The following is a 24,500-nucleotide window of genomic DNA, read 5'->3' as shown; positions in this document are numbered from 1 at the left end:
TCTGCCCTATAAGACAGGCAAAGCGCTAACATAAAAGCCTATGCCTCGCTCTCTCCTTCACCAGCCGACCGGTAAATGACGAAGTTCCCCTGGAACACCATCTCATCCCCGACATAGGTAAAGAGCTCCACCTTCGACTTGTGGCGCTCGCCGGATATCGAACGTACATAAGCTTTTGCAATGCACTTTTCGCCCAGCTTAACAGGCCGGATAAAGCGGATGTCCGCCGTAACCGTCAGAGCGATTTTTTCTTCAATTACAGCTACAGCCAGCGAGTTCGCCTGGGCAAATACGTGATGGCCCCGGGCAATCCCCGTACGAGAGAAAACATGCTCTTCTCGAATTTCGAATATCGAGATCCCGCTTTTGTCCAGCTGCAGGTCTACGATGTCACCAATCACTTCGTGCAGCGGCAAGGACTGAACGGAATCGTAAGAACGCTCAGCCATCAGCTTCATCCGCTCGCGCAGTTCGGGAATGCCCAGTTCCATCCGGTCAAGCCTTATGGTCTGAATGCTGACTTTCAAATGTCTCGTCAGCTCCCGGTCCGTCATAAACGGATTTTCGTCAATTAATTGCGCGAGCAGCTGATGCCGCTGTCGCTTAGGCATTCGTTCGATCTTCGGCACCACCTTAACAGTATTGTGACCCTTGTCTGATTTTACTCGAATAATGGCTGATATTATAACCTGGTACTAAATAAGTATATAAAAAAAAGAGTATGTAAGCAACGGACACAAAAAAATAGCACCTCATCGTAATGAAGTGCTATTGTGGGAAACCCCGAGATTATTGGGAAATAATCTCTTTCGTTTTGTAATATCCGCACACTTTGCATACGTGGTGGCCAAGTTTCAGCTCTCCACATTGCTCGCATTTTACCATACCTGGTACCGCCAGTTTGAAATGCGTGCGACGTTTGTCGCGGCGAGTTTTGGATGTTCTTCTTTGAGGTACTGCCATGTTTCCCACCTCCTTCACAGAATCAATGAATCACGTTTTATTGTTCGTCTTTGAATAAATCCTTGAGCACTGCCATGCGAGGGTCAATTCTCTCGGTAGAGCAGCCGCATTTTTGTTCATTTAAGTTCTGTCCGCAATTTTGGCACAGTCCTTTGCAATCCTTACTGCATAACGGCGCGAACGGCATGAACAGCTGAAGCACTTCTTCCACATAAGGCTTCAAATCCAGCCTGTCCCCCGTTACGGCAATAACGTCGTCATCCTCATCCTCTTCCGATTCTTCCTCATCCTTGTCGGATGCCGGCTTGAACTGGTCGGACACGGGGATTACCGTATGAAGCTTCACCGGGTCAAGACAACGCGAGCAAGCGAGCTCCCAATCAATGGTCAATTCGCCTTCGACCGCAATCGAGCCTTCATTGCCTGTTACCTGAAGCGACACATGGAGCGGACCGGTACTAATGACATCCGATCTGTCTTTGAATAAAGCGGACACATCGAGATTCTCATCAATCTTTGCCTTAATGCCTTTGGACATCGTTTCTTGTACATGAAACTGCATGTGATCACCCCAAACAAACAAAAATTATTATATCTATCTTCGAGCGGTTTTGTCAACATTTTCACACTGTTTTTCATCTTTTGCCCCGTTATTTCGTGAATATAACGATGGCCTTGTGCTATGATGGGACATATATCCATCTGAGACAAGGAGATGTCAGCTTGCGAACGGTAGGACTAATTGTTGAGTATAACCCATTTCACAACGGTCATCAATATCATTTGCGCGAATCGGTCAAAATAGCAGAAGCCGATGCCGTTGTCGCCGTCATGAGCGGAAATTTCCTGCAGCGCGGAGAGCCGGCCGTCATGGATAAATGGGCCAGGACGGAAGCCGCGCTTCGCGGCGGCTGCGATCTCGTCCTGGAGCTGCCGGTCGCCTACGCTACGCAAGCGGCGGAATGGTTCGCTTACGGAGCGGTCGCCACCCTGGAGGCGACCGGTGTCGTAGACGCCTTCTGCTTCGGTACGGAGAGCGGAGAGCTTCAGGCGCTGCACGAAGCGGCCAAGCTTGTTGCCCACGAGCCGCCAGCCTTTCAGCAACTGCTTCGGGAAGCAATGGAGAACGGAAGCAGCTATCCAAGCGCTTATAGCTCTGCGATCGCCTCCTACCTTGAATCGGTCGGCAAGGCGGATGCGGCTGTCTTCCCTTTCGCCCAGCCGAACCATACGCTTGGTCTTCATTATTTAATCGCGCTGGAACGGATCGGCGGGCGGATGCTGCCCTACACGATTCGGCGGGAGAAATCCGAATACGGTCAAACGACGGTTACCGACAGCGCTATTGCCAGCGCCACCGCGATCCGCAAGCTGCTGATCGAAGGCGGTGAGCTTGAAGCAAGCAGGCCGCTGGTGCCTGCCGGAACTTTTGAAGTGATGCAGAGGGAATGGTCCTCCGGGAGAAGCCCCGTCAGCTGGGCCAACTTCGTCCATCAGCTGCTGCATGCCGTTGTCACCCGTACGCCGGAACAGCTCGCCGGATACCGGGAAATGACGGAAGGGCTCGAATACCGGCTTCTTCAAGCTCTGCCGAACCTGGACCATACGGGATTTGAGCCGCTGCTGGATGCTCTGAAGACAAAGCGTTACACGAGAACCAAGCTGCAGCGCTCCCTGCTTTCTATTCTGCTCCACCATAAAAAAGAAGATTTCACTCCCGAGAAACTGGCTTCCGGCGTTCAATATATCCGGGTGCTTGGATTCACAAGCAAAGGACGGCAGCTTCTGCGCCGCATGAAGAAGGAAGCTAAGCTCCCCGTTCTGCTAAGCGCCGCCAGAGCTCCAATCGAGTCCAGATACCTCGAGCTTGATACCCAAGCTTCGGCGGTCTATATGCTGGCCCAGCCCGGGCATGAATCGGCGGCAGCGTTGTACCGCGATTTTACGGACAGACCGGTTATTATCGGGTAAAACCGGCTTCATCCTGTATGGCCGCAATCGCCGAGCCCAGCGAGGTGACGGGAACCACCTTCATCTCGCTGCGAAGCTCCTTCGCTTTCGCCGCAGCCTCTTTATAGTTATCTGTTGGAGCAAGGAACAGCTCTGCCCCCGCCTGCTCCGCCGTAACCACTTTTAACGAGATTGCGCCGATTGACCCGACCTTCCCGTCTTTGTCGATCGTTCCCGTTCCCGCAATTCTTAACCCCCGGGTAAAATCCTCATTCAATAGGAGATTAAGAGACTGCAGCGCAAACATCAGACCGGCAGACGGTCCTCCGACATCGTTTGCTGCGATCATGATTTTCTTGCTGTCATCGTCCGGCTGAAGCCCCGCAGGCGATAATTTGTACGGTATGCCCGCATAGCGATAGGCAGCCTCAACCGCGCTGCTCTGCGAAGCAAGCATGTCCTTGGACATCCGAGCCAGATAATCCTTCTGCGACAACCCCTTCATGACCGAGTCTCTGCTAACTACTTGGAAGTCCTTGTTCCAGACCGATTGGATAGCCTGCCAATACTTCGCGTCCGTCAATTTAACGGTTGTGACCAAAAAAGCGCCCCGATTGCCCGCTTCCGAAGTGGTCTGCCGGATTCCTGAGCTGCCGCTGCCATCCTGCACGAACGGCGCAGTCTCGAACGCAAGACCCGGCTCATAGACAACAAGCGGTGTCGGAGCATACACAATGACCCACAGCATTACGGCTATCAAAAAAATCCCCGCCGCCTGCCTGGCCCTGCCGCTCAGCCTAAGCTTGCTCATTGAACTCCCTCCCTTCGCAAGGGCTTGGTCTATCCCGCCCGAGTCGAGCGTACAATGGAACAGACCCCGGTTCGTCCGGCCTCTTGCTTAATCGATAATCCTATTTTCAATGGAGTTGACTAGATATGGCACGAACGATTCTGTACGCAGCAATCTCGATCCTGATGGTTGCCGCTATCATACGCCAGCCGGATGAAGCGTTCCAAGCTTCCCTTCAGGGGTTGACCATCTGGTGGAATATCGTATTCCCCGGTCTGCTGCCCTTCCTCGTCTTGTTTGAGCTCATAGCCGCCTTTGGGCTAATTCACGGAATTGGCGCGCTTCTCCGTCCACTGATGCGAGGCTTGTTCAAGCTGCCCGGCGAAGCTGCGCTGCCATTGCTTTTTGGGTGGCTGTCGGGGCATCAGGCAGGCGCCGAAGCAACGGCTGCTCTCCGCCGGGATCAGCTGGTCAGCAGACGCGAAGGACAAAGACTGCTGGCCTTGTCCCATATGCCCAACCCGCTTTTTATGCTGGTCGTCATAGGTGCCGGCTTCCTGCATCGGCCTGAGCTTGGCTTATTTATCGCCCTAATGGTCTGGCTATCCGCGCTTTGTACGGCGGGATGGATCTCGTTGTTCAGCCGGCGGAGGTCCCCTTCGCATCAGCCGATCCCCCCTCATGCAGCGGTTGCATCCAGAGGATTGATGGAGAATGTGGCAAATGCGATCACCACAAGCCGCGACCGTGACGGCCGCAGCTTTGGCAAGGTGCTTGGCGATGCGGTCTCTTCAGGCGTTCAAAAGCTGCTTGTCGTTGGCGGGTTCATGATTTTCGTGGCCGTAGCAGCCCGGCTGGCGTTACCGCTCATCCAATTCGCGCTGCCAAGCGGTATTGCCGAATTGCTGCTGCCGGCCTTGCTCGAGAGCCATATCGGCGCCTACGGAGCTGCCGTATGGCAGGGTCCCGGCATCACTACAGCGATAAGCGCCGCCGCTGTTGCGGCCATCCTTGCCTGGAGCGGCTTAAGCGCGCTGCTGCAGTCAGGCTATGCCATTACCGGCACGGATTTGAAGCTGCTGCCGCTGATCGGCGTGAGATTACTGCATGCGCTGCATGCCGCTGCGTTAGCCTTGCTGCTGTGGAAGCCGGCGCAGGCTGTTCTTGCGCTGCTGCCAAGCCGTTTAACCGGCGCAACGGCAGCCATGCTGCAGAACGGCGCCGACTGGCAGCGCCCTTCCAACGCATACGAGGCCGTCACCGCACTTGGCCTCCCGTCGCTGTGGCCGTATGCGCTGACGGCCGTCGCCGTTCTTGCTATTGCGCTGCTGTTGATGCGGGCAGCCGCACCCCGTACCCCCAACCTGTAGGAGCGTTTATTGTCCGCTCGACTGCCTCGCTTTATATTTTTCATCGAGGCGAGTCTCGACGGGAGCCGGAACAAGCTCATGAACCGGTCCGCCAAACATCGCGATTTCCTTCACTATGCTGGAGCTGAGATACGAATATTTCGGGTTCGTCATCATAAAGATCGTCTCGATCTCTTCATCGAGCAATTGATTCGTCGAGGCAAGCGTCAGCTCGTATTCGAAGTCCGTCACCGATCGGATGCCGCGGACAATAACGCTGGCCCGGCGCGATTTCATGAACCGTACGAGCAGGTCGCGGAAGCTGTCGATCGACACGTTCGGAATATCGGCCGTTATTTCGCGAAGCATCTCCTTCCGCTCGTCAAGCGTAAACATCGGACTTTTGCTTGTATTGTTCAGCACCGCCACAATGACGTGGTCGAATTGCTTGGCCGAACGGCGGATAATATCGAGATGGCCCAGTGTCGGAGGGTCGAAGCTCCCTGGATAAACCGCTACTCTTCCGTTCTCATTCATCTGCATCGCTTGTTCCTCCATCTGTGCTGCCGGGCGAATAGCGGTAGATTGTTACCGCCGTATCGCCATATTTTTGTTTTCTCAGTAAAATAAAATGTTCCATTTCGTCCGGATACTCATGCCCGGCATCATGCTCAACCACAATGGTCGCCCCGTCGGCAAGCAGCGACCGCTGAGCCAGATCGGCCATCAGCTCGTCCATATGGGTCAAGCGGTAAGGCGGGTCGAGGAAGACGATCGAGAACGCGATTCCCCGCTTCTCCAGCAGCTTCAGCGCGCGCTCCGCGTCGTTGCGGTAAATTTCCGCATGCCGGCCCATCCCTGCCGCTTCGGTATTTAATTTAATGATATCAATGCTTATCTTTTCCCGGTCGATAAAGATCGTCCGCTCGATGCCTCTGCTCCAAGCTTCTATACCGAGTCCGCCGGTGCCCGCGAATAAATCGAGTGCCAGTCCACCGTCGAAAAACGGCCCAATCATGCTGAATATCGCTTCCTTCACCTTATCGGTCGTCGGGCGAGTATTCATTCCTGGAACCGCCTTCAGCGTGCGGCCTTTTGCCGCTCCCGCAATGACTCTCACTGCTTATTGCTCCCTTCGTCTACTGTCGATGCCTATAGTACCACACTTTCCCTTGGATTATAAAGGCACCTGAAATAGATGAAGAAGATCCGAAATATTTTTTTTGGCGTAAAATGTATAATCGCCCACAAACCGGACAAGATAAAATCATCGGCGTCGGAAGATGCCGTAGACAACCGCGGAGAAGACTTACGTTTCCCCATAAGCTCTTCGTCCGGTTTCTCCTCTCCCATGAAAGGGGCCTTAGCAATAGGGCCCCGATTTTTTTGCGTATTGGCGGGATTTTCCCGCTTCTCTTCATTCGTAAAATCATATATTGGGTACCAATTGGGTACCAAATCCCCTAAACCGTCAAAGAATCATTAATTCTGATTCCTACATTATATGTCTGTTATCGGCTCCTGAATTTTTAGGTGTCCGCAATTTTGCGGCGTCAGCACGGTTTCGTGCTCACCTGGCGCCGGCTGTCCGGCCTTGTCCGGCTCCACGGATTTGTGGCGTCAACCGGCGCAAAATTGCGCTGGTTGGATTTCTGAAAACGCACAATTGCGTTCTCAGGATTTATCAAAACTCAAACCTGAGTTCTGACTTTCTCCAACTGGTGGAGAATACATGCCGTTCATCTCAAAATCCATCTTTGGATTATGACCAACTCAACTATGAGTTTGTTGCTCTGTTGTTTCTATCATCATCCCCCAAACCAGGGGGATGACCGTATTACCGCCTGTTGCGGCGCCCTGGCCTGTTGCTCTCGTTGTCGGCTGCGTGATGGTATCTATTTAATAAATAGCATTAATAGGGGTAAGCTGCCTGATGGGTTGGGTTGAAACCAAATCATAGAAGGGGTCTGTTAAACAGAGGGATTGCCTGAAGGGTATCCGTGGTATGGATAGCATAAAGGGGGTCATTACTAATGACCCCCTTTGTCTGCTGCTGCCCTTTGAAATATCGCCATTTTTGTCGGTATCTCTGTTCCAGGGCACAAAAATAGCCCACCGGTGAACAGCCGGCAGGCAATTTCATGAACGTCTTGAATCTAATTATACCTCACATAGCTTATTCTGTCGTCCTGGTAAATGAAAAAGACGGCCCGAAGGCCGCCCATGGTATGATTGCTTAGTTCGTTGCCGCTGTCAGCTTAGTGAATGCTTCCGACTGTGCCGGTTTGCCGTCAACCACGGCCACGCCGCGATAATCAACTGCAGCGCGTCTGAAGCCACTCTCACGGGATTTTTCGAACAAGATAGGCTGCGAGAAGTTCATGAAGTAATACTTCAGGTCACCGAATAGCATTTGTCCATCCGGCATGTATTCCGATACAATCACCGGCTTACCCATGATGTAACCTGCAAAGCCATTCACCGCGTCAGGCACGAAGATCAAACGACCATCCTCGCCGGTTACTTTAGCGATTTGCTGGTATAGGGTGACGCTGTTCATTACCCATGCCGCGTTCATACGGTATTCCGAACCCAGGCCGGCCAGCGGCTTCAGAAGGTCATCATACTTGATTGCCGTTGTATACGTGAAGCTGTTGTTTGCGCTCCATGTGACACCGGTCATGATGCCTGTTGCCTGCCCTACGCCTGTACCGGCAACAATCGCCTTCTCGATACCTACGCCCAATTTAGAAACGATGATATCAACCAGGTAGCTTTCGAACGCCGGTGCGCTCATGCTTTGTGCTGCAATGGAAATCGGAATGAGTTTCGCCAGGGTGTAGCCGCCAAGCTTAACCGATCCGAGCGGATTGCCGCCTTCGTCCAGGTCTTCCAGTTCTTCAACCCATACCGCGCCGGATTCACCGATTTCAACCGGAATCACAACGTTTCCTGGGATATTAGAAGCATTGATATGCGGATACAGGGCCGATACTTGTTCCAGCTTCTTCAGAACCTGCCCGTATGTTGTTGTCGGGATAACCGCGCCTGCGCTGTTACCGTCCGTTGTAAAGGAACGTTGCTCTTGTCCGAACGTGAAGGCGCGTTGCTCTTGTTCGTTCAGCTCTTGGCCTTGTAGCGATTTGAAGAATGCGCTGCGGTATTCTTCAGTGTTGCGCACTTCATATGGTTTCATTGTCTCAAAGTTTGTCATTTCGATTACCTCCGGTTGTATGAGTGTTCTATATTCGCTATTTGGGAAGCCGTTCAGCACGGCTGCTCTTTGTTCAATTCGTTTTTGGTTCCAGGCGCGTTCTTCCTCGATTCGCTGAGTAAATACAGCATAATCAACCTTGCCGCCCTTTTCGATCATCGCCCGCGCTTCTGCCTTTACATCTGCCACGCTTGGGAAGTCATCGGCCTGTGGTGCAAGCTTGCCCAGGAACGCCGTTCTTTCTTCCTGCTCAGCTGCTGCTTCAAAGTAGCTGCGGGCTGAAATGTTGGTGTCATCGTAGGCCGGAATATCAACGGCAGATACGTCATACACCTTTTGAATTTTCGTGATGGTTCTTGTCCGGCTGCCTGCATCGTATTTATCGCCGCCAGGCGCTACCTTGAAGCGGAAGGACATCTTGTCAACATACCCGCCGCGAATCTCCTGGTGCAGCTTGCGCCCCTCGTCCGTACCGTCAAGCCGTGCGTTAACCTTCAGGCCCGTAGAATCAATGGAAAGCATCAGCGTCTTATTCCGCGTCCGTGCCATCACTTTGCCTTTGTGGTCGTAATTGAAAATCACGTCCGACATATCAGCGCCATCGAATGCGCCTGGTGCAATGACTTCCTTGTATTCAACGCCGCCGCGCTCATAAAGCACTGTCGGGCTGTTAAACTTGGCCGCATAGCCGTCAGCCCAAAGCTCTTGGCTGCCTTCAGCTGCAGCCCTGGCTTCAAATCCGGTGAAGCTTCTGTAATCGTGTTCCATTCGGTTATATCCTCCGATACTCGTATAATTAGCGCTATTTATCCGTATATAAGGCAATTCGGGGCAATCCTGCACCTTGATTCGTTGCCAGCTGTCCAGTCAGCAGCGCCATTGCCGTTTGGTGTTTGATATTAAAAAAACCGCCGCTTCAGCATCCGCTTTGTCGGTTTGGGGGACCCCCCCCCTATAGAAAATAGCCTGTGTATTTTTTGAATAGGACGCACGGTATTAGGAAAAGCCTTCCTTTGGTTGCCATTGGGGGGGTGTCCTCGTGAATTTGATTATACCACTTTTCGCCCGATTTATAATCCAAAACTATAAAATACTTATCACTTATAGTTTTAAATTATAAAAAATATATATTTATTGCTTCTTAATCCCGAACGAGAACAACTCTTTGTTCTTGATCTTGACTAGATACTCAGTGATGTCCTCTCTATCTACCAGGTCATAGCGCTCCATTGGCTGGCCTGGATTAAGTACAACAAAGTAATCAGACGGCCCATCAATGCCCTCGTATATGCTTAGCATTACATCCCCATAGCCCTGCTTGTATGTGATTGCTGCATTGCTCAGATAGCCTTGACTAAGTAGGAATAGCTGAAGCCAATCTTCACCGTCTGATTCATAGCCCTGAAGCAGTTCAGGCTTAAACTTGCCATTGGCGAACCGGTAAACAATGACCGGCTCAGCCTTTAATTGCTTCTGATTCAGATATTCAGTCAGCGTGATCCTTTCGTCGTCAACCTCTAAAACAATGCCTGCCGCATGTAATTGCCCCTTATATCGTCTTAGTAGAGTCACACCTTCCATCAGGTTCAACGGCCGCTCTCGTATATCTAACGTCTCGTCAATCTCGTTCAGAAGGTCAAAAGTTGTACCGGCGAAGCGCCCCATTGCTCTTGTGAACTCAATTACCGTAGTTACGAAATGATGGTCTGAATTGTCATGCCGTTGTTCTGTCGTCATGGTTATCGCTCCCTTTGTGGTTTATCCGATGGATGCACTTACGTAATCGGTCAGGCTCGTTTCCTGGTTCATCATGCCAGCCTGATTGAGCTGCTGCATGATCTTTGCCAGCTGTTCAGGCGTGGCCGTGATACGTATTTCAATTTGGATCTTCTCGTGCTCTGTTGCCGCTTTTATACCGCTTCACCTCCAATTGCAAGATGAACGGCTATGAAGGTAAATGCCTTGTCCCTGCGCGTCACATACAGCCCCCTGCTGATGTCTAGGCTTGTGTAAACCTCGTAGTCGTGCCGATAGTCAGCTTCAGGATGCAAGTATCTTTCACGGATTATGTTTTGTTCAGCTATCGGCAACATGCCCACAATGCTATCTATCTTCTCCACAAGCTCCCGCCGCGCCTGGTTCTCATCGTCACCTATATCAATAAGCGTTTTGAAAAGTCGGTACTTGTCGAAATACGCATTTAAAGCGTGTTTTAAGCTCATTCAACTCTTCCCCCTTGGTATTATTCAATTTTATAAATTAAACGTCTCAGCGTGGCGCTGAGCGCCAGAACGCTATTGAATCTCATAATTGCCTGGATGTTCAACAAAAAATGGATATTCGTTGCAATTCGGCAGAATAGGCCCGTCCATTCCGTAGCTCTGCCACTTGTCTATAAACCGGTATACGTTCGGCCCGCCGCTTGGCTGGGCGTGTAGCTCAATGAATCCATGCTCATATAGCTGCTTACGCGCCTTGTTAAAGCGCCATGTGTTCATGCCTGACAATCTTTGCGGGAATTCAACCAGGCCGCTTGTAGATCGCGTATAAAGCCCAACAAGCAGGTTCTTTGCGTCCTGGCTCAATGAATGCCAGGCTGCTGAAGCTGATATGCTGTTTTGAGGTTTACTCATTGTCGGCCCCTTTCTTTTAAGTTTTATGTCTTATGCCGGTTCTTTGCCGTCAAGCTTTAAATTCCGGCGTATCTCCGCTTTCCTCTCTTCCGTAGGTTCCGGCGGGTCTTCAGGTTGGGCAATTGGCAATACCGGCTTCCCTTTGCCGTTGACGGTGTATGGCTTGGCTTCTGCCGCGGCTGCCGCTTCCTTTGCTGCGCCTTCATCGTGGAATTTCCCCAATACGGCCATTTCGTTGCCGCCGCCTATTCTTAATCCTTCAGGGTCTACGGTATCGTAATCCTCGTATCTCTTATCTCGTAGGAAGTTATGAGGGTGAATAAGGTATTCTTCATCCGTTCCGATCAATTCACATGTTTCAGCGTAGTTTCTTGTTCTGCGAATAACATCTTTAGGATCAAAGTCCGGTTCCTTAAATAACTTGTTCCAGGCGTTTAATGCCGCTGTTTTATTTTTTTGATTAGGATAGATTGAATAGAATTCTTCAAACAGACTCCTAGGGTTTATATCTTTTATTATTTCTCTCTTTATTTCTTCTCTTTCTTTCTTGGGGTACTGATTGGTAGACGAGTCGTCTACTGATTGGTAGATGAAAGGGGAACTGATTGGTAGACAATCTTCTTCTTTCGATTCATCATCTTGAACACTTTCGTCTACTGATTGGTAGACGAAAGAATATTTCTTACTCGATCTATTCGAACCATCTAAGACCCTCAAAGCACCCTTTCCAATCAAATTCTTAATTTCCTTACTAATCAATTTCCTCGCGCTGTCACCTTCTAATCCCAATCCATTTGCAATAAATGAATGAGATAGTTCAGCCCATTCACGGCGCCCGCTGCTGGACGTCTTGTCTGCGAATCCAAAGGTATATTTCCAAACCATCATCACAATTCGGCCTTGAGTGCCGTTTAAATTAAGTTCCATGAATCTCTGCATTGCTTCATGCGGCACCTGGCCGAATCCGGTATTCTTTTTTGCTTGTCCTGCCATACCGTCACCCGCCTGCCGCCTGAAATAATGTGTTTACTTGAAATATGTTAATCGTGTACAATTTATCTAACCTCCGATGGTTCAAGCCATCGAACAATTCAGCGTGGATGAAGCAACGTCTTGAATTTCATATCAAATATGCCGCAATTGATTTAGTATCCGGCACCAGGCGCGCCCGATACGCGCTTTTTTTTATGCCCTCTGAAGCCATTCACCCGCCGCCGTTCATTTCCCGCGCTATCCAGGCGTCAAGCTCCCGCTTCCTGAAGAAGATTCGTGAAGCAACCCGCACATGAGGTATTTTCTTCTGCCGAACGGCGTTCCTAATGCTCCAATCCGTCAAACCGGTGTAAGCCATCGTTTGCTTAACATCCATCAATTCATTCGATTGTGGGCCGTTGTCCGGCTGCGGTGCTTGTTGTGCTGCGCGTTGGATTTCAAGAAGCTGAAGCGCCTGTTCAAGTAATGCTTCTACGCTTGCCAACAATGACGCCGGTGCTGCTTGTGTTTTCATCTGTCCTATCCCCTTATACGAGTAATGAAAGTTCGATATAGTTGCCGCCAGCCGTCCGAACGAACAGTTTGCGACCGATCCGTTTTCCTCCGAAGAATCTCACGTTCTAGCCCTCCACAATTTCAAAAATTTCTTCCCATCCGCATTCCAGGACTTCACTAATGCGCTTTGCTGTTTTAGGCGAAGGATTGCGCTGCCCTTTTGTTATTTGAATTGTCACCGGCTGCGACATTCCAATTTCCTTGCTGAAATCCGTTTTGCTGTAGCCTTTCATAATGATCAATTTATTAAGGCTGCTAAGGTCTTTTACCTTAATTGTCATGTTCCCACCTCCCTTGCTATTAGCAAATAATGTTGCTTGCTGTTAGTAAGAATATCAGCTGTTCTTGCTAATTGCAAGTACTATTTTATTTCTTGCTTGCTGTTATCAAGAAAGTGTAGAATATCTACATATAGCGCGAGAAGGGAGCGTTTCACCTTAATGAACGTTTATGAACTAGGCCAATACTTAAAATCCAAACGCATTCAGAAGAATCTAACGCTTGATGAACTTGGCGAACTTACCGGTTATTCAAACCCGTATCTCTCGCAAATTGAAAACGGCAGGAAGAAAAAGATGCCTTCCCCTGAATTGCTGAAGAAACTTGGTGCAGCTCTTGGCGTTGAGTATTCGCTTTTAATGCAGGAAGCTGGTTATTGGGATTGGATTTCAGACCCCGAAGCAGACCCCGATACGGCATTCGCTGATTTGGGCGCCGTTCTTCATTCCGACAAAGTTGTATGGGGAACGCATACGGTTACAGAAAAGGAACGCGCGGTAATTAAGGCCTTTCTTGACGTTTTATTCTCTAGTTACAGCGATCCGAAGGACATCGGGAAATTCAATCCTCCGCGCGGTGGCAGCCAATGAGGAAGAAGCAACCGGAATTGCAGATTGTCAAAATAGCATGGGTTCGGGATGGCGTGGAAGTGGACGGGCCTTCAGAAGAAGCTATTCTTCGAATCTTGAAGTTCGTCAAAGGTGGCGAATGGGAAAAGCGCGTGAAGGACGGTGAATAAATCCTATGGGCAGCATACAGAAGCGCGGCGCCAACTCCTGGCGGCTTACTGTCGAGCTGGGATACGATGCACAAGGCAAGCGCATCCAGGAGAAGAAAACGGTCAGGATTGAAGATGAAACGATTCTGCGGGCGCCTGGGCGGCTTAAAAAGCATCTACAAGACGAACTAAAGAAGTTTCAGTTTGAGATTGAAGCCGGCAGCTACATGAAGCCCGAACGGATGACGTTTGCCGCCTTCGTTGAACAATGGATTAACAAGTTCGTTAGAGTGGATCTCGAAGAAAAGACCCAGGACAATTATGTTTATCATACGGAGCGCCGTATTGTTCCGTATTTCGGCCATATGCACATGGAACAAATTAAGACGCTTCACGTTCAGGACTATTTCGAATATCTGCGAAGCCCTGCTGCACGTAATGACGGCAAGAAGCAGCCGCTTGGCTCCGCAACGCTCGTTTATAACTATCGGGTTTTGAAAAGCATCTTCAGCAAAGCGCGTGAATGGAAGGTTATCAAGGACAACCCTATGGAGGGCGTCAGCAAGCCCAGGGAAGACGACAAGAAGGAAATGGAGGTATATGACGAAAAAGAGATTGCGCGGTTATTTGAAGGGCTGGAAGGCGAACCACAGCATTTGCGCGTCCTGATCATGATTGCCGTCATTACCGGCTTAAGACGGGGGGAACTGGCCGGCCTGGAATGGAAACATATTGACCTGGAAAACGGAACGTTAGAAGTGAAACAGACCATCCCGAAGTTTAAGGACGGCGTGCCGGTCATCAAAGGGCCAAAGAATAAGAAGTCAGTCAGAAAAATTGCCCTATCCCCTAACCTGGTTCATGAGCTGCAAGAATACCGAAAGGAATGGCGAAAGCTGCGCCTTCAGGTTGAAGACCGCTGGCAAGGCGGTGAACATGAATTTTTGTTCTGCAAGCTTGACGGCAAGCCCGATGACCCGCAACGGCTGACAAAGCGCTGGATAGAGTTTCACAGGCGGCATGGCTTGAAGCCGATCCGGCTGCATGACTTGCGTCATACGTCTGTTTCCTGGCTGATATTCAAGAAGGTTCACTCTGAAGCCATAGCACGGCGCGTGGGCCATTCAAATACAAAGATGATGGAAATATACGGGCACATATTCGAATCCGTAGACAAGGCAGCAGCGGCCGCATTTGATGACATCGTGGTACCCTTCAAGCGCAAAGAAGCGAATTGAAAAATTGGGTACGGCGTTGGGTACCGATTGGGTACCGTTTTTGAAAACCCGCCTATAAAATCACCAAAACAGGCTATAACGCTTTTCGTCAAATCCCGCATAAAACAAGGAATCTCGTGAAACGCTATAACCAAAAATTAGGCGTTCTTCACATCTCCCATGAAAGGACGCTCAGAAATGAGCGTCCGATTTTTTTGTAAACAAGCTATTTCCCCACTGCTAATTCCAGTCCATTTGGTATATAGTTACAGTACCACTTTTAATAGACGGGAGGTTTATGTCCCTATGAATCAGATCGGCAGCTATATCATTCCCCTGCTCATTATTCTATTTGTCGTGTATCGGCGCTTGAAGCGTTCGGTAGGCTTTCAGCCTTTCAAGCCGAGAAGGCTGAGAATGCGCATAGGCATCTTCGGCGTCATTGGCATTTTGCTGCTGGCCTCCGGCTTCCCGCATCCCGCCATCTACATCTCCGATGCCCTCGGTGTCGCCTGCGGCGCTGTAATCGCTTATTACGCCATCAAGCACAGCCGTTTCGAACAGCGCGAGGATACGTTGTATTACCGGACGCATGTCGGCATCGAGACCCTGGTCGTCCTGCTGTTCATCGGAAGAATCGCCTTCCGAATCATCGAGATGTTCGGCACAGGAGGCGTTACGGCCATGAATCCGGCGTTAAACAACGAAACGGCCCAGATGCAGCAGTATACGAATGATCCGCTTACCGCGGCAACATTCTTCCTGCTTGTCGCTTATTATATAGGCTACTATACGTTTATCCTTCGCAAGAGCGACGAGAAAACGGCGTTATCCTAGCTTATCATTTCAATGCGGCATTCAGCGTTCCTTAGGGAACGCTTTTTCATTTTCCCGTATTCGTAACCTCGCGGCTTGTCAGGAATATCATGGCATATGCAATAAAATTGATGACGAGGGGATTGCAACATGGCCGTTTACCGCATAATCGTCGATTTGTCGGACCGGATGCTTCATCTGCTTGATGGAAATGTTGTCGTGAACTCTTATCCCGTTGGCATAGGCAAGATGGTTACGCAGACTCCTTCGGGAGAATACAAGATAATCAATAAACAGGAAAATCCGGGCGGGCCGTTTGGCGTCTTGTGGATGGGATTGTCCAAGCCTCATTACGGCATCCACGGTACGAACGACCCTTCCTCGATCGGAAGAATGGTCTCGCATGGCTGCATCCGGATGTACAACGAGGACGTGCTTGCTTTATCCGCTCTAGTACCGGTTGGAACCCGGGTCACGATCCGCCCCTAATAGCAGGGAAAAGCGGCAGTCTCTTAAGGGAGAACTGCCGCTTTCAAAGTGACCGTCTGGGTTGCCTGGTCCCAAACAGCCTTCCGGTTTAATGACGCCGCGAGGTCTCTTACCGTTACATAGCCGGTGGAAATATCGAGCCGGGAATCAAGCGGTTGGCCATTAACCGTTACCTTACCTCCCGTCCAGCCAATGGCTGCTCCCAGCGATTCTCCAAGCACCCGGGCTGCAACCCAGGTTGTTCCTCCGTCTAAGTATCCGACCGCGATAACAAGACCGTCTGCCAGAATGGGAACCGTCTGCGCGGAACGGAACATCGTCGTCGAAGGCGCGGAGGCGAAAGCCGTATCGTACTGCTTCAAGGAATATTGGTTAATAAGCGCTACCAGCTTACCGGGATAAGCGGGATCGGTCGCATAACCGCTTACATACAGCATGGAAGCCTGCTGCTCCGGCGTTACGGCGGCTCGGACCCGGACATAGCGCGGCGTTGCAAACAGCAGATCCTGATCCTTCATGAAATGATACACGCTGGTATAAGCGCGGAATGAGGAGTTCATGCTGATCAATGTTCCGTCAACCACTTCCCATGTTCCCTTCACTACCGCTTCGCCATGCCAATAAGCATTGGGAGTGCCCGAGCCTACTTTAATCCCTCCGAGGTTGTACCAAGGATGAATCACTCCGCCAGTTTCCAGCATACACTGCGCAAGCCGCACGGAAGGAAACATCGTTGATCCTTCGCGTCTGACCTGAAGCACGGTCGGGACAAGCGCCGCAATAAATTGCGATCTTGTAAGAGTCGCCATCCTAATTTCCTCCTTTCCTGTCCAGAAATCATACAAGCTCCTCCCTAATGTATGGGGTTCCGATCCGGTTCGTAACGGTGCCTGTCATGCGACAACAAAAAAACTCCGTTACGCCCATCTTCGGGACTAACGGAGTTCCTCTGCTTACAAGTTGTAAAATTCGCGCGTATTCAATAGCAGCCGCTCCCGCGTATCCCGCTCCGGAAGCTGCTTGATCGCGGCGATATGCGCGCAAACATCATGAACCATCTGAGGCACGGTCGCACGGCCTTCGTAAGGCCCTTCAAATGGCCACGGCCCGTCGGTTTCCACCATCATTTGCTCCAAAGGATATTGCTCCACCAGCCGCCTGATCTCTTGCTCGTAGGCCACGTCCGGCGTCACCGAAATCATATAGCCCAGGGAGATCATGCGGCCGATCGTCGCCTCATCTCCCTTAAACCAATGGAAATGGACCTTCTTTACCCGATGCCGCTCCATGATCCGGCAAGCCTTGGCTCCATCTTCATATACCGCATGCAAAATAATGGGACGGCCCAATTCCGCTGCAAGCGCGGCAAACCGGTCCAGTATATCGAGATAAGGCGCCTCGTCAAAAGGCTGCCCTTCCGCTTCCGCGGAGGTTCGGGAATAATAAGGCAAACCAACTTCGCCAATGGCGAACGCTTCTTCGTTCCCATGTCTGGATCTTATCCAGGCAAACAGTTCATCTTGTTCGCGTTCCGAAGGAACCGGCTGTTCGGGATGATAGCCGTACGCGGGAAACACCCGGCCCGGGAACGACTCGGCGAGCGCTGCGTTTGTCTTGCTGGAATCCAAATGCATCGACACCGCCACAACCGCTTCGATCCCCTCTTCAAAAGCCTGTTCAAGCAGAGCTTGGCGATCCGCTTCCCCATAGGAATCCAAATGAATATGCGCATCGATCGCCTTTTTCCGTTCCATGATGATCGTCCTCCTTCCCGCTTAATGAAGCAGCTCATGAATCTTCTGCTTCAGCTCGTTAAACAACGGTTCCCGCCATAGCTGCGGGGAGCGTGGTCTTTCGAAAGGCACTTTAATCTCTTCCAAAATAACTGCCGGCGCCGCCGACAATACGATGATCCGGTCAGACAGGAGCAAAGCTTCCTCGATACTATGCGTAACGAGGAGAACCGACCGCTTGTTCTGCTCCCAGATCGACATCAGCCATTGCTGCATCTGTTGTCTCGTTAACGCGTCAAGCGCGCCAAACGGCTCGTCGAGCAGCATTAAGGTCTGGGGGGATAGCAGCGCCCGCAGAAAGGATACCCGCTGCTGCATGCCGCCGGATAGCACATGGGGATAAGAGTCCGCGTACTCCGCAAGGCCGATGCGCTCCAGCCATTCACGCGCCTGGCGGCCCGCCTCCTTGCGCTCCGTTCCCGCAATTTCAAGTGCAAGCACAATATTGGCCGACACCGAACGCCACGGCATCAAAGAGGCTTGCTGAGGCATATACGAAATATGCCCCCGGCTGCCGGTTACCGGCTTGCCTCCGATCCAGACTTCACCGGCCGACGGCTTTTCCAATCCGCCAATCAACTGGAACAACGTTGTTTTCCCGCTGCCGGAGGGACCGATAATGGAGACGAATTCGTTCTCGGCGACGGTGAGCGACAAGCCGTTCAGAACGTTTTTCCGGCCGGATTCAAAGCTTTTGCTGATCTCTTTTAGTTCAAGCGCCGGAGCTGTCATGCCCTTCCCCCTCCTTTCGTCGGACGCCACCGGATGACAAGCCTTTCGATGAGAGCAACCAGTCCAAATAAAGCGAGGCTCAGCGCCACGATCAGAAAGACGGATGCAAACACCCTTGCCGGCTCATAGCCCTTGGATGACAGAATCATATAATGGCCTAATCCTTTGTCCGCCCCAAGCCATTCGGCAACTACTGCGCTAAGAACGGCATAAGAAGAAGCGATTTTGAGGCCCGAGAATAAATGCGTAACGGCATTGGGCAATTCGAGCCGGATAAACAGCTGCCAGTCACCCGCTCCTATCATCCGCATATAATTGCGAAGAGTCGGATCGGTGTCCTTGAAGCCGTTCAGCATGGCAACGGATACCGGGAAGAAGCATACGATCCAGACCAGAATAAGCTTCGGCAGAACGCCGTAACCAAGCCATATCGTTAGAATCGGGCCAATCGCGATAACCGGAACGTTTTGCGTGACGACTAGCAGCGGGTAGACGGCCCTCCGGACAAAAGGGATAAGATGCAGAATGGCGGCTAGAACGATTCCGGCAGCCGCGCCACCGCCGAATCCGATAAGCGCAAGCTCTACCGTTGCCCAGGCATTGTCCATTAGGCGAGGCCAGACGTCAAACGTTTCTTGTACAATCGTCGTTGGCGAAGGCAGCTCCCATTCGGGAACAACCCCTCCGTCAACCGACAGCTGCCATGCGGCAAGGATTAGAATGACGAGCAGCAGAGAAGGCCAGACCGCATGATACCAGCCTTTATTGCCCATCCGGATACTTCTCCAACAGCCGGCCCATGGAAGCTCCGTTCGCTGGATTGAAATAGACTTTCACCTGCGAAATGACGGACGGACAGCCCATCTCGGTCATGGCTTCATTCATGGCCTGCACGATTTGAAATAGTTGAGGGAGTTCGCCCTCCATCGTAGTCTCCAGCGGAGCTACCCGGTAAGGAACGCCGGATGCCTTTATAATCTCGATAGCGCGGTCCACATACGGAATAACGCTTTCCCCGTTTGGCGTCGTTGGCAGAATTTGAATACTTACAAGCGCGTTAGCCATCATCGTCAGCTCCTTTTCTCCTATGGTTTGATCCTAAGCTTTCGGCAGGAAGTCGTTCGTGAAGGCCTTATCCGCGTCGAGCTCCTTCTCCAGCAGCTTGTGCTCGAACATCCACTGTGAATAATTAACCCATACTTCCTTCTTCTGCACGCCCCACTGCGAAGCGTCATCCGTATATTTCGGGCTGAGCCACTTCTGGCTTGCGCGAACGAGATCGGCATTCAGATCCGGCTCAGCCTTGATCAGCACCTCCGCCGCATCCTCCGGATGGTCAATCGCAAACTGATAACCTTCAGCGGCGCCGGCAACAAACGCCTTTACGATCTCAGGCTTCTCGGCGATCATTTTTTCGCTGGTTTCCAGAAGAGGCGTATAGTAATCCAGCTTGTCGCTGTAATCGGTCAAATAAACCATATTCAGCTTCTCGCCGCGCAGCTCCGCTTCAACGCCGGTCCAAGCGTAATAGATCCAGGCAAAATCAATGTCCCGCTTCACCGCCGTGAAGAAATCCGTGTCGCCGATGCTGAGCATTTTCACCTTCTTCACATCCGCTTTCTCCTCCTGCATGAGAGAGCCGATAACCGCCTCTTCTACCGGAGCACCCCAGCCGCCGTAGGTTTTGCCTTCGAATTTTTTCGGAGAGTCGATTCCTTTGGACGCCGGAGAAGCGAAGCCCGAAGTATTATGCTGGATCACTGCGGCAACGGATACGAGGGGCACGCCCGCGATACGCGCCATAGTGAGCGATTCCTGGTATCCGACGCCAAACTCCGCTCCGCCGGAAGCGACCATTTTATCCGCGCCGTCCTGACCGGGTTGAATAATCTCGACATCAAGACCCTGCTCCTTGAAGTAACCTTTATCCCGCGCCACGTACAATCCGGTATGATTCGTGTTAGGCGTCCAATCCAGAACGACCTTCACTTTGGTCAACGGCTTGTCCGCTCCGTTACCCGCCGGCTCGCTCCCCGCATTCTTATTGTTGTTCGAGCCGCATGCGGACAGCAGCACGACAACCGACAGCATAGCTGCGGCAATAGCGCCCCTTCTCTTTGCACCTGATCTCATCTTTCTCTCCCTCTCTCTTTTTGACTATGACGCTTGCTATTATGGCCGGACTACCTTCTGAACATAAAAAAAGCCCTCCGATGTCCGGAGAGCCATACAATTCGTCAGCTTTATTACAGGTCTGCCCCACCCTTGCATGGAAGGCACACCTAAATAACAATTCCTACGCTGGCATTATCCAGATCAGGTATAAGGGTCGGAATTTTCTTCGGAATTCCCTCTCAGCTAGCCTCAACCAGCTCCCCGGTGCTATTCACTTACGTCAGTAACCCCCATTATACCCTTTCTGCCCGAAAAAGCCAGCCTCGTTTTTAACAATAACAAGGATTAGGGTTAGTCATACGCCGTTTTTGCGGCTCGTAGGTTGTTGTCCTTATAGCCATGTGACGGGGATGAATAGTATGTAGTCGAGTGCATATCCGCTAATATCGAGAGGATTGAACCGGGGTGAAAAAACGACACAAGACGGGCAGGAAGTCCAAACAGCCGAGAAAGGCGAAATCTAGAACACGCAAATCCGGAGCCCGCTCCAGACCATCCGGCAAACGAACCGATAAGCGCAAGTCAAGGCGAAAGCATCGTCGGCTCTTCAAAAAACGCAGAACCCGGCAGCCTGCTGCGGAGCGGGCGACGCTTCAATCCGAAGCTTCCCTTCGGGAACCAGGCGTGAATATTATCGGCTTCGTTCATGCGGAGATGGGAATCGGGGAATCCTCGCGGCTTGCAGCGAAAGCGATCGATACGGCGGCCATTCCGTTTGGCCTTCTTAACTTTCCGCTTGCCGTAGCCTCGAGAATGTCGGATTACAGCTGGTCTCACAAGCTGCTGGACAAAGCCCGGTACAACACCAATATCTTTCATATGAACGCCGACTTTATGCGTCCTGCCCGAGAGCATTTCGGAAACGAGTTGTTCAACGGCCGTTACAACATCGGGTATTGGCATTGGGAGCTGCCGGAGTTTCCGGATGAGCATGTGGAGGGTTTCAGCCATGTCAACGAGGTCTGGGTCAGCAGCAAATTTGTTGCCGAGTCCGTCTCCAAACGGGCATCCGTTCCCGTTATAACGATTCCGCACTGTATCCAGGTACAAGTCGCGCCGAATATTAACCGCTCTTCCTTTGGTCTGCCGGAGAACCGGTTTCTTTTTCTAATGATGTACGACGTGCAGAGCTCTACCCTGCGCAAAAATCCCCGCGCGGTAATTGAAGCCTTCAAGCTGGCCTTTGACAAGAACGATCAGCGTGTCGGTCTTGTCCTGAAGGTAAACAATCCGGACTTTCGTCCAAACGAGCTTGCCGAGCTGAAGAAGCTGATTGCCGAACGGAGCAATGTGCATTTAATGGATAAAGTGTTAACCAGGTACGAAGTAAATGCCCTGCTGCAGTGCACGGACAGCTATGTCTCCCTTCACCGAGCAGAGGGATTTGGACTCGGTCTCGCGGAAGCGATGTATTTAGGCAAGCCCGTTATCGCTACGAACTGGTCCGGCAATACGGAGTTTATGAATGCGTCGAATTCTTGTCCGGTATCCTACCAGCTCGTTAATATCGGGCAGGATTGGGGACCTTACAAGAGTCATCAGATTTGGGCGGAGCCTAATATCCGCCATGCATCGGAATACATGCAGCGTCTCGTTACCGATACGCGCTGGCGGGAGTCGATTGCGGCAAGCGGCATGAGGACGATTCACAACGAGTTCTCTCCTGCCGTCATCGGCCAAAGGATCAAGAACCGGTTAAGGGAGCTTCGTCTGATCTAGACAAATACAAAAGCCTGACCCGGCATCGGGATGGATCTCCCCTGCCGGGTCAGGCCTTGTTAAGCCAGCTCATTGCGCCAATAATCCAATAAATCCTTCATTGTTTGCTCAAACGGAATTTCCGGTTTCCATCCGGTCCGCTCGTAAAACTTGCCGTAATCCCCCACAAGCACCTTCACATCGGAGGGCCGAAGCCTTGTTTTGTCTTCCTCTATCGTAATATCCACGGTGCTATAGCTAAGCAGGATTTGGATCACTTCGCGGATTTCATGGCACTGGCCGGATGCGATATTATAGATTTCCCCAGCCTCGCAATCGTTCAACGCCATCCGGTATGCTCTAACCACGTCGCGGACATCCGTGAAATCCCGTTTGGCTTCCAGATTCCCGACATGCAGAACCGGGGGTTTCAGCCCTTTCTCGATTTCCGCGATTTGCTTGGCAAAATTCGAGCTGACGAACTGCGCGCCTCTGCGGGGACCGTGATGGTTAAAGGTTCGTGTTCGGACGATATGCTGCCCGTACGTTTTGAAATATTGGTAGCCCAAGTAATCCTGGGCGATCTTGCTCACAGCGTACGGACTGTTCGGGCGAAGCGGATTGGTTTCCTTAACCGGCACCTCGTCCTCTTCCACATGCCCGTATTCCTCGCTGGAGCAGGCAATCAGCACTTTGGAGGCTAAACCTAGCTTCCTGACGGCTTCCAGCAGGTGAACCTGCCCAATAATATTGTTCGTCATGGTCTCGGCAGGCGATTCCCAGGACAGCGGCACAAAGCTTTGCGCCGCCAAATGAAAAATCAGATCCGGCCGAATGTCCGCCATCATACGCTCAACCGCTTGAGGGTCCATCAGCTCGCACTCATACAGGCACATATCCGGCAGCAGATGGCGAATATGGCGCAGCGAACTGTGACTCCTCATGGTTCCTGTCACTTCAATCCCCTCGCCGAGCAGATGCTCGGCAAGATGACTGCCTACAAAACCGGTTATCCCTGTAATCAATGCTTTCATCCCTGCCGGCCTTCTTGATCGGCAGTGAGCACGGCGATGGCATGCTTGACGTTTTGTTCGTCCGCTTTGCGGCAAATAAGAAGGCCCTCTTCGGTCGAAACGATAATCAGATCTTCAATGCCGATTGTAACAACCTGCTGCTGCTCCGAATAAATAATCGTGTTGCGGGTAGCAAACGGAAATACTTGGCCCAGCAGCAAATTTCCGTCGCCGTCCGTCGTGAATATCCTTTCAAGCGAGGTCCATGTGCCAACATCGTCCCAAATAAATTCGATAGGGATCGTATAGAGACGCTCCAGCTTTTCTACCAAGGCATAATCGATAGAAAGTTTTTGCAAACCGGCATACGACTGCCTGAATTCTTCATCCTTCTGATCAAAGATGGACCACATCCCCGGCTGATACTTCATCATGTAACCGGCGATGGTAGATGGCTTCCAAATAAAAATACCGCTGTTCCAATACATATTCGGAAGCTCTATGAGTTTCTCGGCTTTTTCCTTGGTTGGCTTCTCGATGAAAGCTTTAACCTCTTTGATTCGTTCCCCGAACTTCTCCGCGTGATCCTCCGAATCTATCGTTTCGATGTAGCCGTAACCCGTTTCGGCTCTTGTCGGGACGATGCCAAGCGTAACGACAACCCCGTCCTTCTTGGCCGCCTGTTCCGCCGCTCGCAGCGCATCCATCAATTCCTCCGTATCCGGAATATATTGATCGGAAGGCGCCGTTACCAGCACGTCATCCTGCTCCAGCTTCATGAAATAACTGGCTGTCAATGCGATACATGGCGCAGTGTCTCTCTGCTCGGGTTCTATAATAATACGATTTTCTCCCAGCTCGGGAAGCTGTTCCTTTACCATTGGCAAATAGTTTTCGCTTACGGCGACATACACGTTTTCTTCCGGCAGACAGGAACGGAATCGAGCGTAGGTTTGCTGCAGCATCGTTGCCTCTTCCGAAGCTAATGTCAGAAACTGCTTCGGCTTGGCAACCGTGCTTCTTGGCCAAAACCGCGTTCCCTTACCTCCTGCCATAATAACAGCGATCATTGATTTTCACCTCTAAACGGCAAAACTCCTACTATTAAAAACTCTCTTCTAGT

At 51.3% G+C, this 24,500-nt stretch carries 29 protein-coding genes and 1 riboswitch; of the genes, 8 read left to right on the top strand and 21 right to left on the bottom strand.

The features are described 5' to 3' along the window. Positions 1-38: 38 nt before the first annotated feature. From fapR to FHT67_RS10880, 3 genes are all read right to left on the bottom strand, one after another. The gene (gene fapR, locus FHT67_RS10890; protein ID WP_132305707.1) at positions 39-611 is read right to left on the bottom strand and encodes a transcription factor FapR; all 573 of its coding nucleotides are present in this window, start codon (positions 609-611) and stop codon (positions 39-41) included. Positions 612-789: 178 nt separating this feature from the next. Beyond that, positions 790-963 carry a 50S ribosomal protein L32 gene (gene rpmF / locus FHT67_RS10885; protein WP_015845071.1) on the bottom strand — a complete coding sequence of 58 codons (174 nt, stop codon included), beginning with the start codon at positions 961-963 and terminating at the stop codon, positions 790-792. Between the two features lie 37 nt (positions 964-1,000). Next, the gene (locus FHT67_RS10880; RefSeq protein WP_132305709.1) at positions 1,001-1,525 is read right to left on the bottom strand and encodes a YceD family protein; all 525 of its coding nucleotides are present in this window, start codon (positions 1,523-1,525) and stop codon (positions 1,001-1,003) included. Between the two features lie 161 nt (positions 1,526-1,686). Between FHT67_RS10880 and FHT67_RS10875 the strand changes: the two genes are divergently transcribed. Next, positions 1,687-2,934 (top strand): nucleotidyltransferase, encoded by a 1,248-nt coding sequence (locus FHT67_RS10875; protein ID WP_167198074.1) that lies wholly within the window; start codon positions 1,687-1,689, stop codon positions 2,932-2,934. On the opposite strand, the gene FHT67_RS10870 is transcribed toward FHT67_RS10875, so the two are convergent. Then, a complete protein-coding gene (locus FHT67_RS10870; protein WP_167198071.1) occupies positions 2,924-3,724 on the bottom strand; it encodes a S16 family serine protease in 801 nt (266 codons plus the stop codon). The genes FHT67_RS10875 and FHT67_RS10870 overlap by 11 nt on opposite strands. Positions 3,725-3,849: 125 nt before the next feature. Here FHT67_RS10870 and FHT67_RS10865 point away from each other — a divergent pair, with 125 nt between their 5' ends. Further along, positions 3,850-5,073, top strand: coding sequence for a nucleoside recognition domain-containing protein (locus FHT67_RS10865; RefSeq protein ID WP_167198068.1), 1,224 nt, complete (start codon positions 3,850-3,852; stop codon positions 5,071-5,073). 6 nt (positions 5,074-5,079) lie between these two features. Here FHT67_RS10865 and coaD read toward each other — a convergent pair whose 3' ends face one another. From coaD to FHT67_RS10820, 9 genes are all read right to left on the bottom strand, one after another. Then, the gene (gene coaD, locus FHT67_RS10860) at positions 5,080-5,595 is read right to left on the bottom strand and encodes a pantetheine-phosphate adenylyltransferase (RefSeq protein WP_132305717.1); all 516 of its coding nucleotides are present in this window, start codon (positions 5,593-5,595) and stop codon (positions 5,080-5,082) included. After that, positions 5,582-6,172 (bottom strand): 16S rRNA (guanine(966)-N(2))-methyltransferase RsmD, encoded by a 591-nt coding sequence (gene rsmD / locus FHT67_RS10855; RefSeq protein WP_167198065.1) that lies wholly within the window; start codon positions 6,170-6,172, stop codon positions 5,582-5,584. Before rsmD ends, coaD begins: the two co-directional genes overlap by 14 nt. 1,116 nt (positions 6,173-7,288) lie before the next feature. Then, positions 7,289-9,034 (bottom strand): phage major capsid protein, encoded by a 1,746-nt coding sequence (locus FHT67_RS10850; protein WP_167198063.1) that lies wholly within the window; start codon positions 9,032-9,034, stop codon positions 7,289-7,291. Positions 9,035-9,397: 363 nt separating this feature from the next. Continuing rightward, positions 9,398-10,003, bottom strand: coding sequence for a hypothetical protein (locus FHT67_RS10845; protein ID WP_167198060.1), 606 nt, complete (start codon positions 10,001-10,003; stop codon positions 9,398-9,400). A 173-nt stretch (positions 10,004-10,176) separates the two neighbouring features. Further along, positions 10,177-10,488: an ArpU family phage packaging/lysis transcriptional regulator gene (locus FHT67_RS10840; protein WP_167198057.1), complete on the bottom strand. Its 312-nt coding sequence runs from the start codon at positions 10,486-10,488 to the stop codon at positions 10,177-10,179. A gap of 72 nt (positions 10,489-10,560) precedes the next feature. Then, entirely contained in the window at positions 10,561-10,851 is a 291-nt protein-coding gene (locus FHT67_RS10835; protein ID WP_208403218.1) for a hypothetical protein, read from the bottom strand. Between the two features lie 78 nt (positions 10,852-10,929). Beyond that, positions 10,930-11,892: a replication protein gene (locus tag FHT67_RS10830; protein WP_167198051.1), complete on the bottom strand. Its 963-nt coding sequence runs from the start codon at positions 11,890-11,892 to the stop codon at positions 10,930-10,932. Between the two features lie 211 nt (positions 11,893-12,103). Then, the gene (locus FHT67_RS10825) at positions 12,104-12,406 is read right to left on the bottom strand and encodes a helix-turn-helix domain-containing protein (RefSeq protein WP_167198048.1); all 303 of its coding nucleotides are present in this window, start codon (positions 12,404-12,406) and stop codon (positions 12,104-12,106) included. Between the two features lie 106 nt (positions 12,407-12,512). Further along, positions 12,513-12,728, bottom strand: coding sequence for a helix-turn-helix transcriptional regulator (locus FHT67_RS10820; RefSeq protein WP_167198045.1), 216 nt, complete (start codon positions 12,726-12,728; stop codon positions 12,513-12,515). Positions 12,729-12,887: 159 nt separating this feature from the next. Here FHT67_RS10820 and FHT67_RS10815 point away from each other — a divergent pair, with 159 nt between their 5' ends. The 5 genes from FHT67_RS10815 (at position 12,888) to FHT67_RS10795 (ending at position 15,966) form a co-directional block, all read left to right on the top strand. Beyond that, positions 12,888-13,316: a helix-turn-helix domain-containing protein gene (locus FHT67_RS10815; RefSeq protein ID WP_167198042.1), complete on the top strand. Its 429-nt coding sequence runs from the start codon at positions 12,888-12,890 to the stop codon at positions 13,314-13,316. Then, entirely contained in the window at positions 13,313-13,465 is a 153-nt protein-coding gene (locus FHT67_RS10810) for a hypothetical protein (protein ID WP_167198039.1), read from the top strand. The genes FHT67_RS10815 and FHT67_RS10810 overlap by 4 nt, the downstream gene beginning before the upstream one ends. 5 nt (positions 13,466-13,470) lie before the next feature. Continuing rightward, positions 13,471-14,682, top strand: coding sequence for a site-specific integrase (locus tag FHT67_RS10805; protein WP_167198037.1), 1,212 nt, complete (start codon positions 13,471-13,473; stop codon positions 14,680-14,682). 285 nt (positions 14,683-14,967) lie between these two features. Next, a complete protein-coding gene (locus tag FHT67_RS10800) occupies positions 14,968-15,498 on the top strand; it encodes a CcdC protein domain-containing protein (protein ID WP_167198034.1) in 531 nt (176 codons plus the stop codon). A gap of 129 nt (positions 15,499-15,627) precedes the next feature. Continuing rightward, on the top strand, positions 15,628-15,966 hold the full coding sequence (locus tag FHT67_RS10795) for a L,D-transpeptidase (RefSeq protein ID WP_132305725.1): 339 nt from the start codon (positions 15,628-15,630) through the stop codon (positions 15,964-15,966). Positions 15,967-15,989: 23 nt separating this feature from the next. Here FHT67_RS10795 and FHT67_RS10790 read toward each other — a convergent pair whose 3' ends face one another. The 6 genes from FHT67_RS10790 to FHT67_RS10765 form a co-directional block, all read right to left on the bottom strand. Continuing rightward, positions 15,990-16,775 carry a glucosaminidase domain-containing protein gene (locus FHT67_RS10790; RefSeq protein WP_167198031.1) on the bottom strand — a complete coding sequence of 262 codons (786 nt, stop codon included), beginning with the start codon at positions 16,773-16,775 and terminating at the stop codon, positions 15,990-15,992. 144 nt (positions 16,776-16,919) lie between these two features. Further along, entirely contained in the window at positions 16,920-17,720 is an 801-nt protein-coding gene (locus tag FHT67_RS10785) for a TatD family hydrolase (RefSeq protein ID WP_167198028.1), read from the bottom strand. 21 nt (positions 17,721-17,741) lie between these two features. Continuing rightward, positions 17,742-18,491 carry an ABC transporter ATP-binding protein gene (locus tag FHT67_RS10780; protein ID WP_167198026.1) on the bottom strand — a complete coding sequence of 250 codons (750 nt, stop codon included), beginning with the start codon at positions 18,489-18,491 and terminating at the stop codon, positions 17,742-17,744. Further along, positions 18,488-19,264, bottom strand: coding sequence for an ABC transporter permease (locus tag FHT67_RS10775; RefSeq protein ID WP_167198023.1), 777 nt, complete (start codon positions 19,262-19,264; stop codon positions 18,488-18,490). The genes FHT67_RS10780 and FHT67_RS10775 overlap by 4 nt, the downstream gene beginning before the upstream one ends. After that, a complete protein-coding gene (locus FHT67_RS10770) occupies positions 19,254-19,556 on the bottom strand; it encodes a thiamine-binding protein (protein WP_167198424.1) in 303 nt (100 codons plus the stop codon). Before FHT67_RS10770 ends, FHT67_RS10775 begins: the two co-directional genes overlap by 11 nt. Positions 19,557-19,589: 33 nt before the next feature. After that, positions 19,590-20,624 carry an ABC transporter substrate-binding protein gene (locus FHT67_RS10765; RefSeq protein WP_167198020.1) on the bottom strand — a complete coding sequence of 345 codons (1,035 nt, stop codon included), beginning with the start codon at positions 20,622-20,624 and terminating at the stop codon, positions 19,590-19,592. 143 nt (positions 20,625-20,767) lie between these two features. Further along, a riboswitch (TPP riboswitch) is annotated at positions 20,768-20,880 on the bottom strand. A gap of 191 nt (positions 20,881-21,071) precedes the next feature. Here FHT67_RS10765 and FHT67_RS30495 point away from each other — a divergent pair. Further along, entirely contained in the window at positions 21,072-22,385 is a 1,314-nt protein-coding gene (locus FHT67_RS30495) for a glycosyltransferase (protein WP_347880088.1), read from the top strand. A 59-nt stretch (positions 22,386-22,444) separates the two neighbouring features. Here FHT67_RS30495 and FHT67_RS10755 read toward each other — a convergent pair whose 3' ends face one another. Both FHT67_RS10755 and FHT67_RS10750 read right to left on the bottom strand, forming a co-directional pair. Next, positions 22,445-23,398, bottom strand: coding sequence for a GDP-mannose 4,6-dehydratase (locus FHT67_RS10755; protein ID WP_167198017.1), 954 nt, complete (start codon positions 23,396-23,398; stop codon positions 22,445-22,447). Then, positions 23,395-24,432, bottom strand: coding sequence for a mannose-1-phosphate guanylyltransferase (locus FHT67_RS10750; protein ID WP_347880087.1), 1,038 nt, complete (start codon positions 24,430-24,432; stop codon positions 23,395-23,397). The genes FHT67_RS10755 and FHT67_RS10750 overlap by 4 nt, the downstream gene beginning before the upstream one ends. Positions 24,433-24,500: the final 68 nt, after the last annotated feature.

It is taken from the genome of Paenibacillus sp. BK720 (assembly GCF_011761545.1).
Taxonomy (GTDB): Bacteria; Bacillota; Bacilli; order Paenibacillales; family Paenibacillaceae; genus Pristimantibacillus.
This window is presented reverse-complemented; position numbering and strand designations above follow the sequence as displayed.

Excerpts from the sequence above, each read along its gene's own strand:
- FHT67_RS10755 (WP_167198017.1), bottom strand. The coding sequence starts at position 23,398 with ATGAAAGCATTGATTACAGGGATAACCGGTTTTGTAGGCAGTCATCTT.
- FHT67_RS10810 (WP_167198039.1), top strand. The coding sequence starts at position 13,313 with ATGAGGAAGAAGCAACCGGAATTGCAGATTGTCAAAATAGCATGGGTT.
- FHT67_RS10865 (WP_167198068.1), top strand. The coding sequence starts at position 3,850 with ATGGCACGAACGATTCTGTACGCAGCAATCTCGATCCTGATGGTTGCC.
- FHT67_RS10775 (WP_167198023.1), bottom strand. The coding sequence starts at position 19,264 with ATGGGCAATAAAGGCTGGTATCATGCGGTCTGGCCTTCTCTGCTGCTC.
- FHT67_RS10765 (WP_167198020.1), bottom strand. The coding sequence starts at position 20,624 with ATGAGATCAGGTGCAAAGAGAAGGGGCGCTATTGCCGCAGCTATGCTG.
- FHT67_RS10815 (WP_167198042.1), top strand. The coding sequence starts at position 12,888 with ATGAACGTTTATGAACTAGGCCAATACTTAAAATCCAAACGCATTCAG.
- FHT67_RS10845 (WP_167198060.1), bottom strand. The coding sequence starts at position 10,003 with ATGACGACAGAACAACGGCATGACAATTCAGACCATCATTTCGTAACT.
- FHT67_RS10750 (WP_347880087.1), bottom strand. The coding sequence starts at position 24,432 with ATGGCAGGAGGTAAGGGAACGCGGTTTTGGCCAAGAAGCACGGTTGCC.
- FHT67_RS10830 (WP_167198051.1), bottom strand. The coding sequence starts at position 11,892 with ATGGCAGGACAAGCAAAAAAGAATACCGGATTCGGCCAGGTGCCGCAT.
- FHT67_RS10820 (WP_167198045.1), bottom strand. The coding sequence starts at position 12,728 with ATGACAATTAAGGTAAAAGACCTTAGCAGCCTTAATAAATTGATCATT.
- FHT67_RS10790 (WP_167198031.1), bottom strand. The coding sequence starts at position 16,775 with ATGGCGACTCTTACAAGATCGCAATTTATTGCGGCGCTTGTCCCGACC.
- FHT67_RS10770 (WP_167198424.1), bottom strand. The coding sequence starts at position 19,556 with ATGGCTAACGCGCTTGTAAGTATTCAAATTCTGCCAACGACGCCAAAC.
- FHT67_RS10880 (WP_132305709.1), bottom strand. The coding sequence starts at position 1,525 with ATGCAGTTTCATGTACAAGAAACGATGTCCAAAGGCATTAAGGCAAAG.
- rpmF (WP_015845071.1), bottom strand. The coding sequence starts at position 963 with ATGGCAGTACCTCAAAGAAGAACATCCAAAACTCGCCGCGACAAACGT.
- coaD (WP_132305717.1), bottom strand. The coding sequence starts at position 5,595 with ATGCAGATGAATGAGAACGGAAGAGTAGCGGTTTATCCAGGGAGCTTC.
- FHT67_RS10870 (WP_167198071.1), bottom strand. The coding sequence starts at position 3,724 with ATGAGCAAGCTTAGGCTGAGCGGCAGGGCCAGGCAGGCGGCGGGGATT.
- FHT67_RS10850 (WP_167198063.1), bottom strand. The coding sequence starts at position 9,034 with ATGGAACACGATTACAGAAGCTTCACCGGATTTGAAGCCAGGGCTGCA.
- fapR (WP_132305707.1), bottom strand. The coding sequence starts at position 611 with ATGCCTAAGCGACAGCGGCATCAGCTGCTCGCGCAATTAATTGACGAA.
- FHT67_RS10785 (WP_167198028.1), bottom strand. The coding sequence starts at position 17,720 with ATGGAACGGAAAAAGGCGATCGATGCGCATATTCATTTGGATTCCTAT.
- FHT67_RS10805 (WP_167198037.1), top strand. The coding sequence starts at position 13,471 with ATGGGCAGCATACAGAAGCGCGGCGCCAACTCCTGGCGGCTTACTGTC.
- FHT67_RS10795 (WP_132305725.1), top strand. The coding sequence starts at position 15,628 with ATGGCCGTTTACCGCATAATCGTCGATTTGTCGGACCGGATGCTTCAT.
- FHT67_RS10825 (WP_167198048.1), bottom strand. The coding sequence starts at position 12,406 with ATGAAAACACAAGCAGCACCGGCGTCATTGTTGGCAAGCGTAGAAGCA.
- FHT67_RS10780 (WP_167198026.1), bottom strand. The coding sequence starts at position 18,491 with ATGACAGCTCCGGCGCTTGAACTAAAAGAGATCAGCAAAAGCTTTGAA.
- FHT67_RS10840 (WP_167198057.1), bottom strand. The coding sequence starts at position 10,488 with ATGAGCTTAAAACACGCTTTAAATGCGTATTTCGACAAGTACCGACTT.
- FHT67_RS10800 (WP_167198034.1), top strand. The coding sequence starts at position 14,968 with ATGAATCAGATCGGCAGCTATATCATTCCCCTGCTCATTATTCTATTT.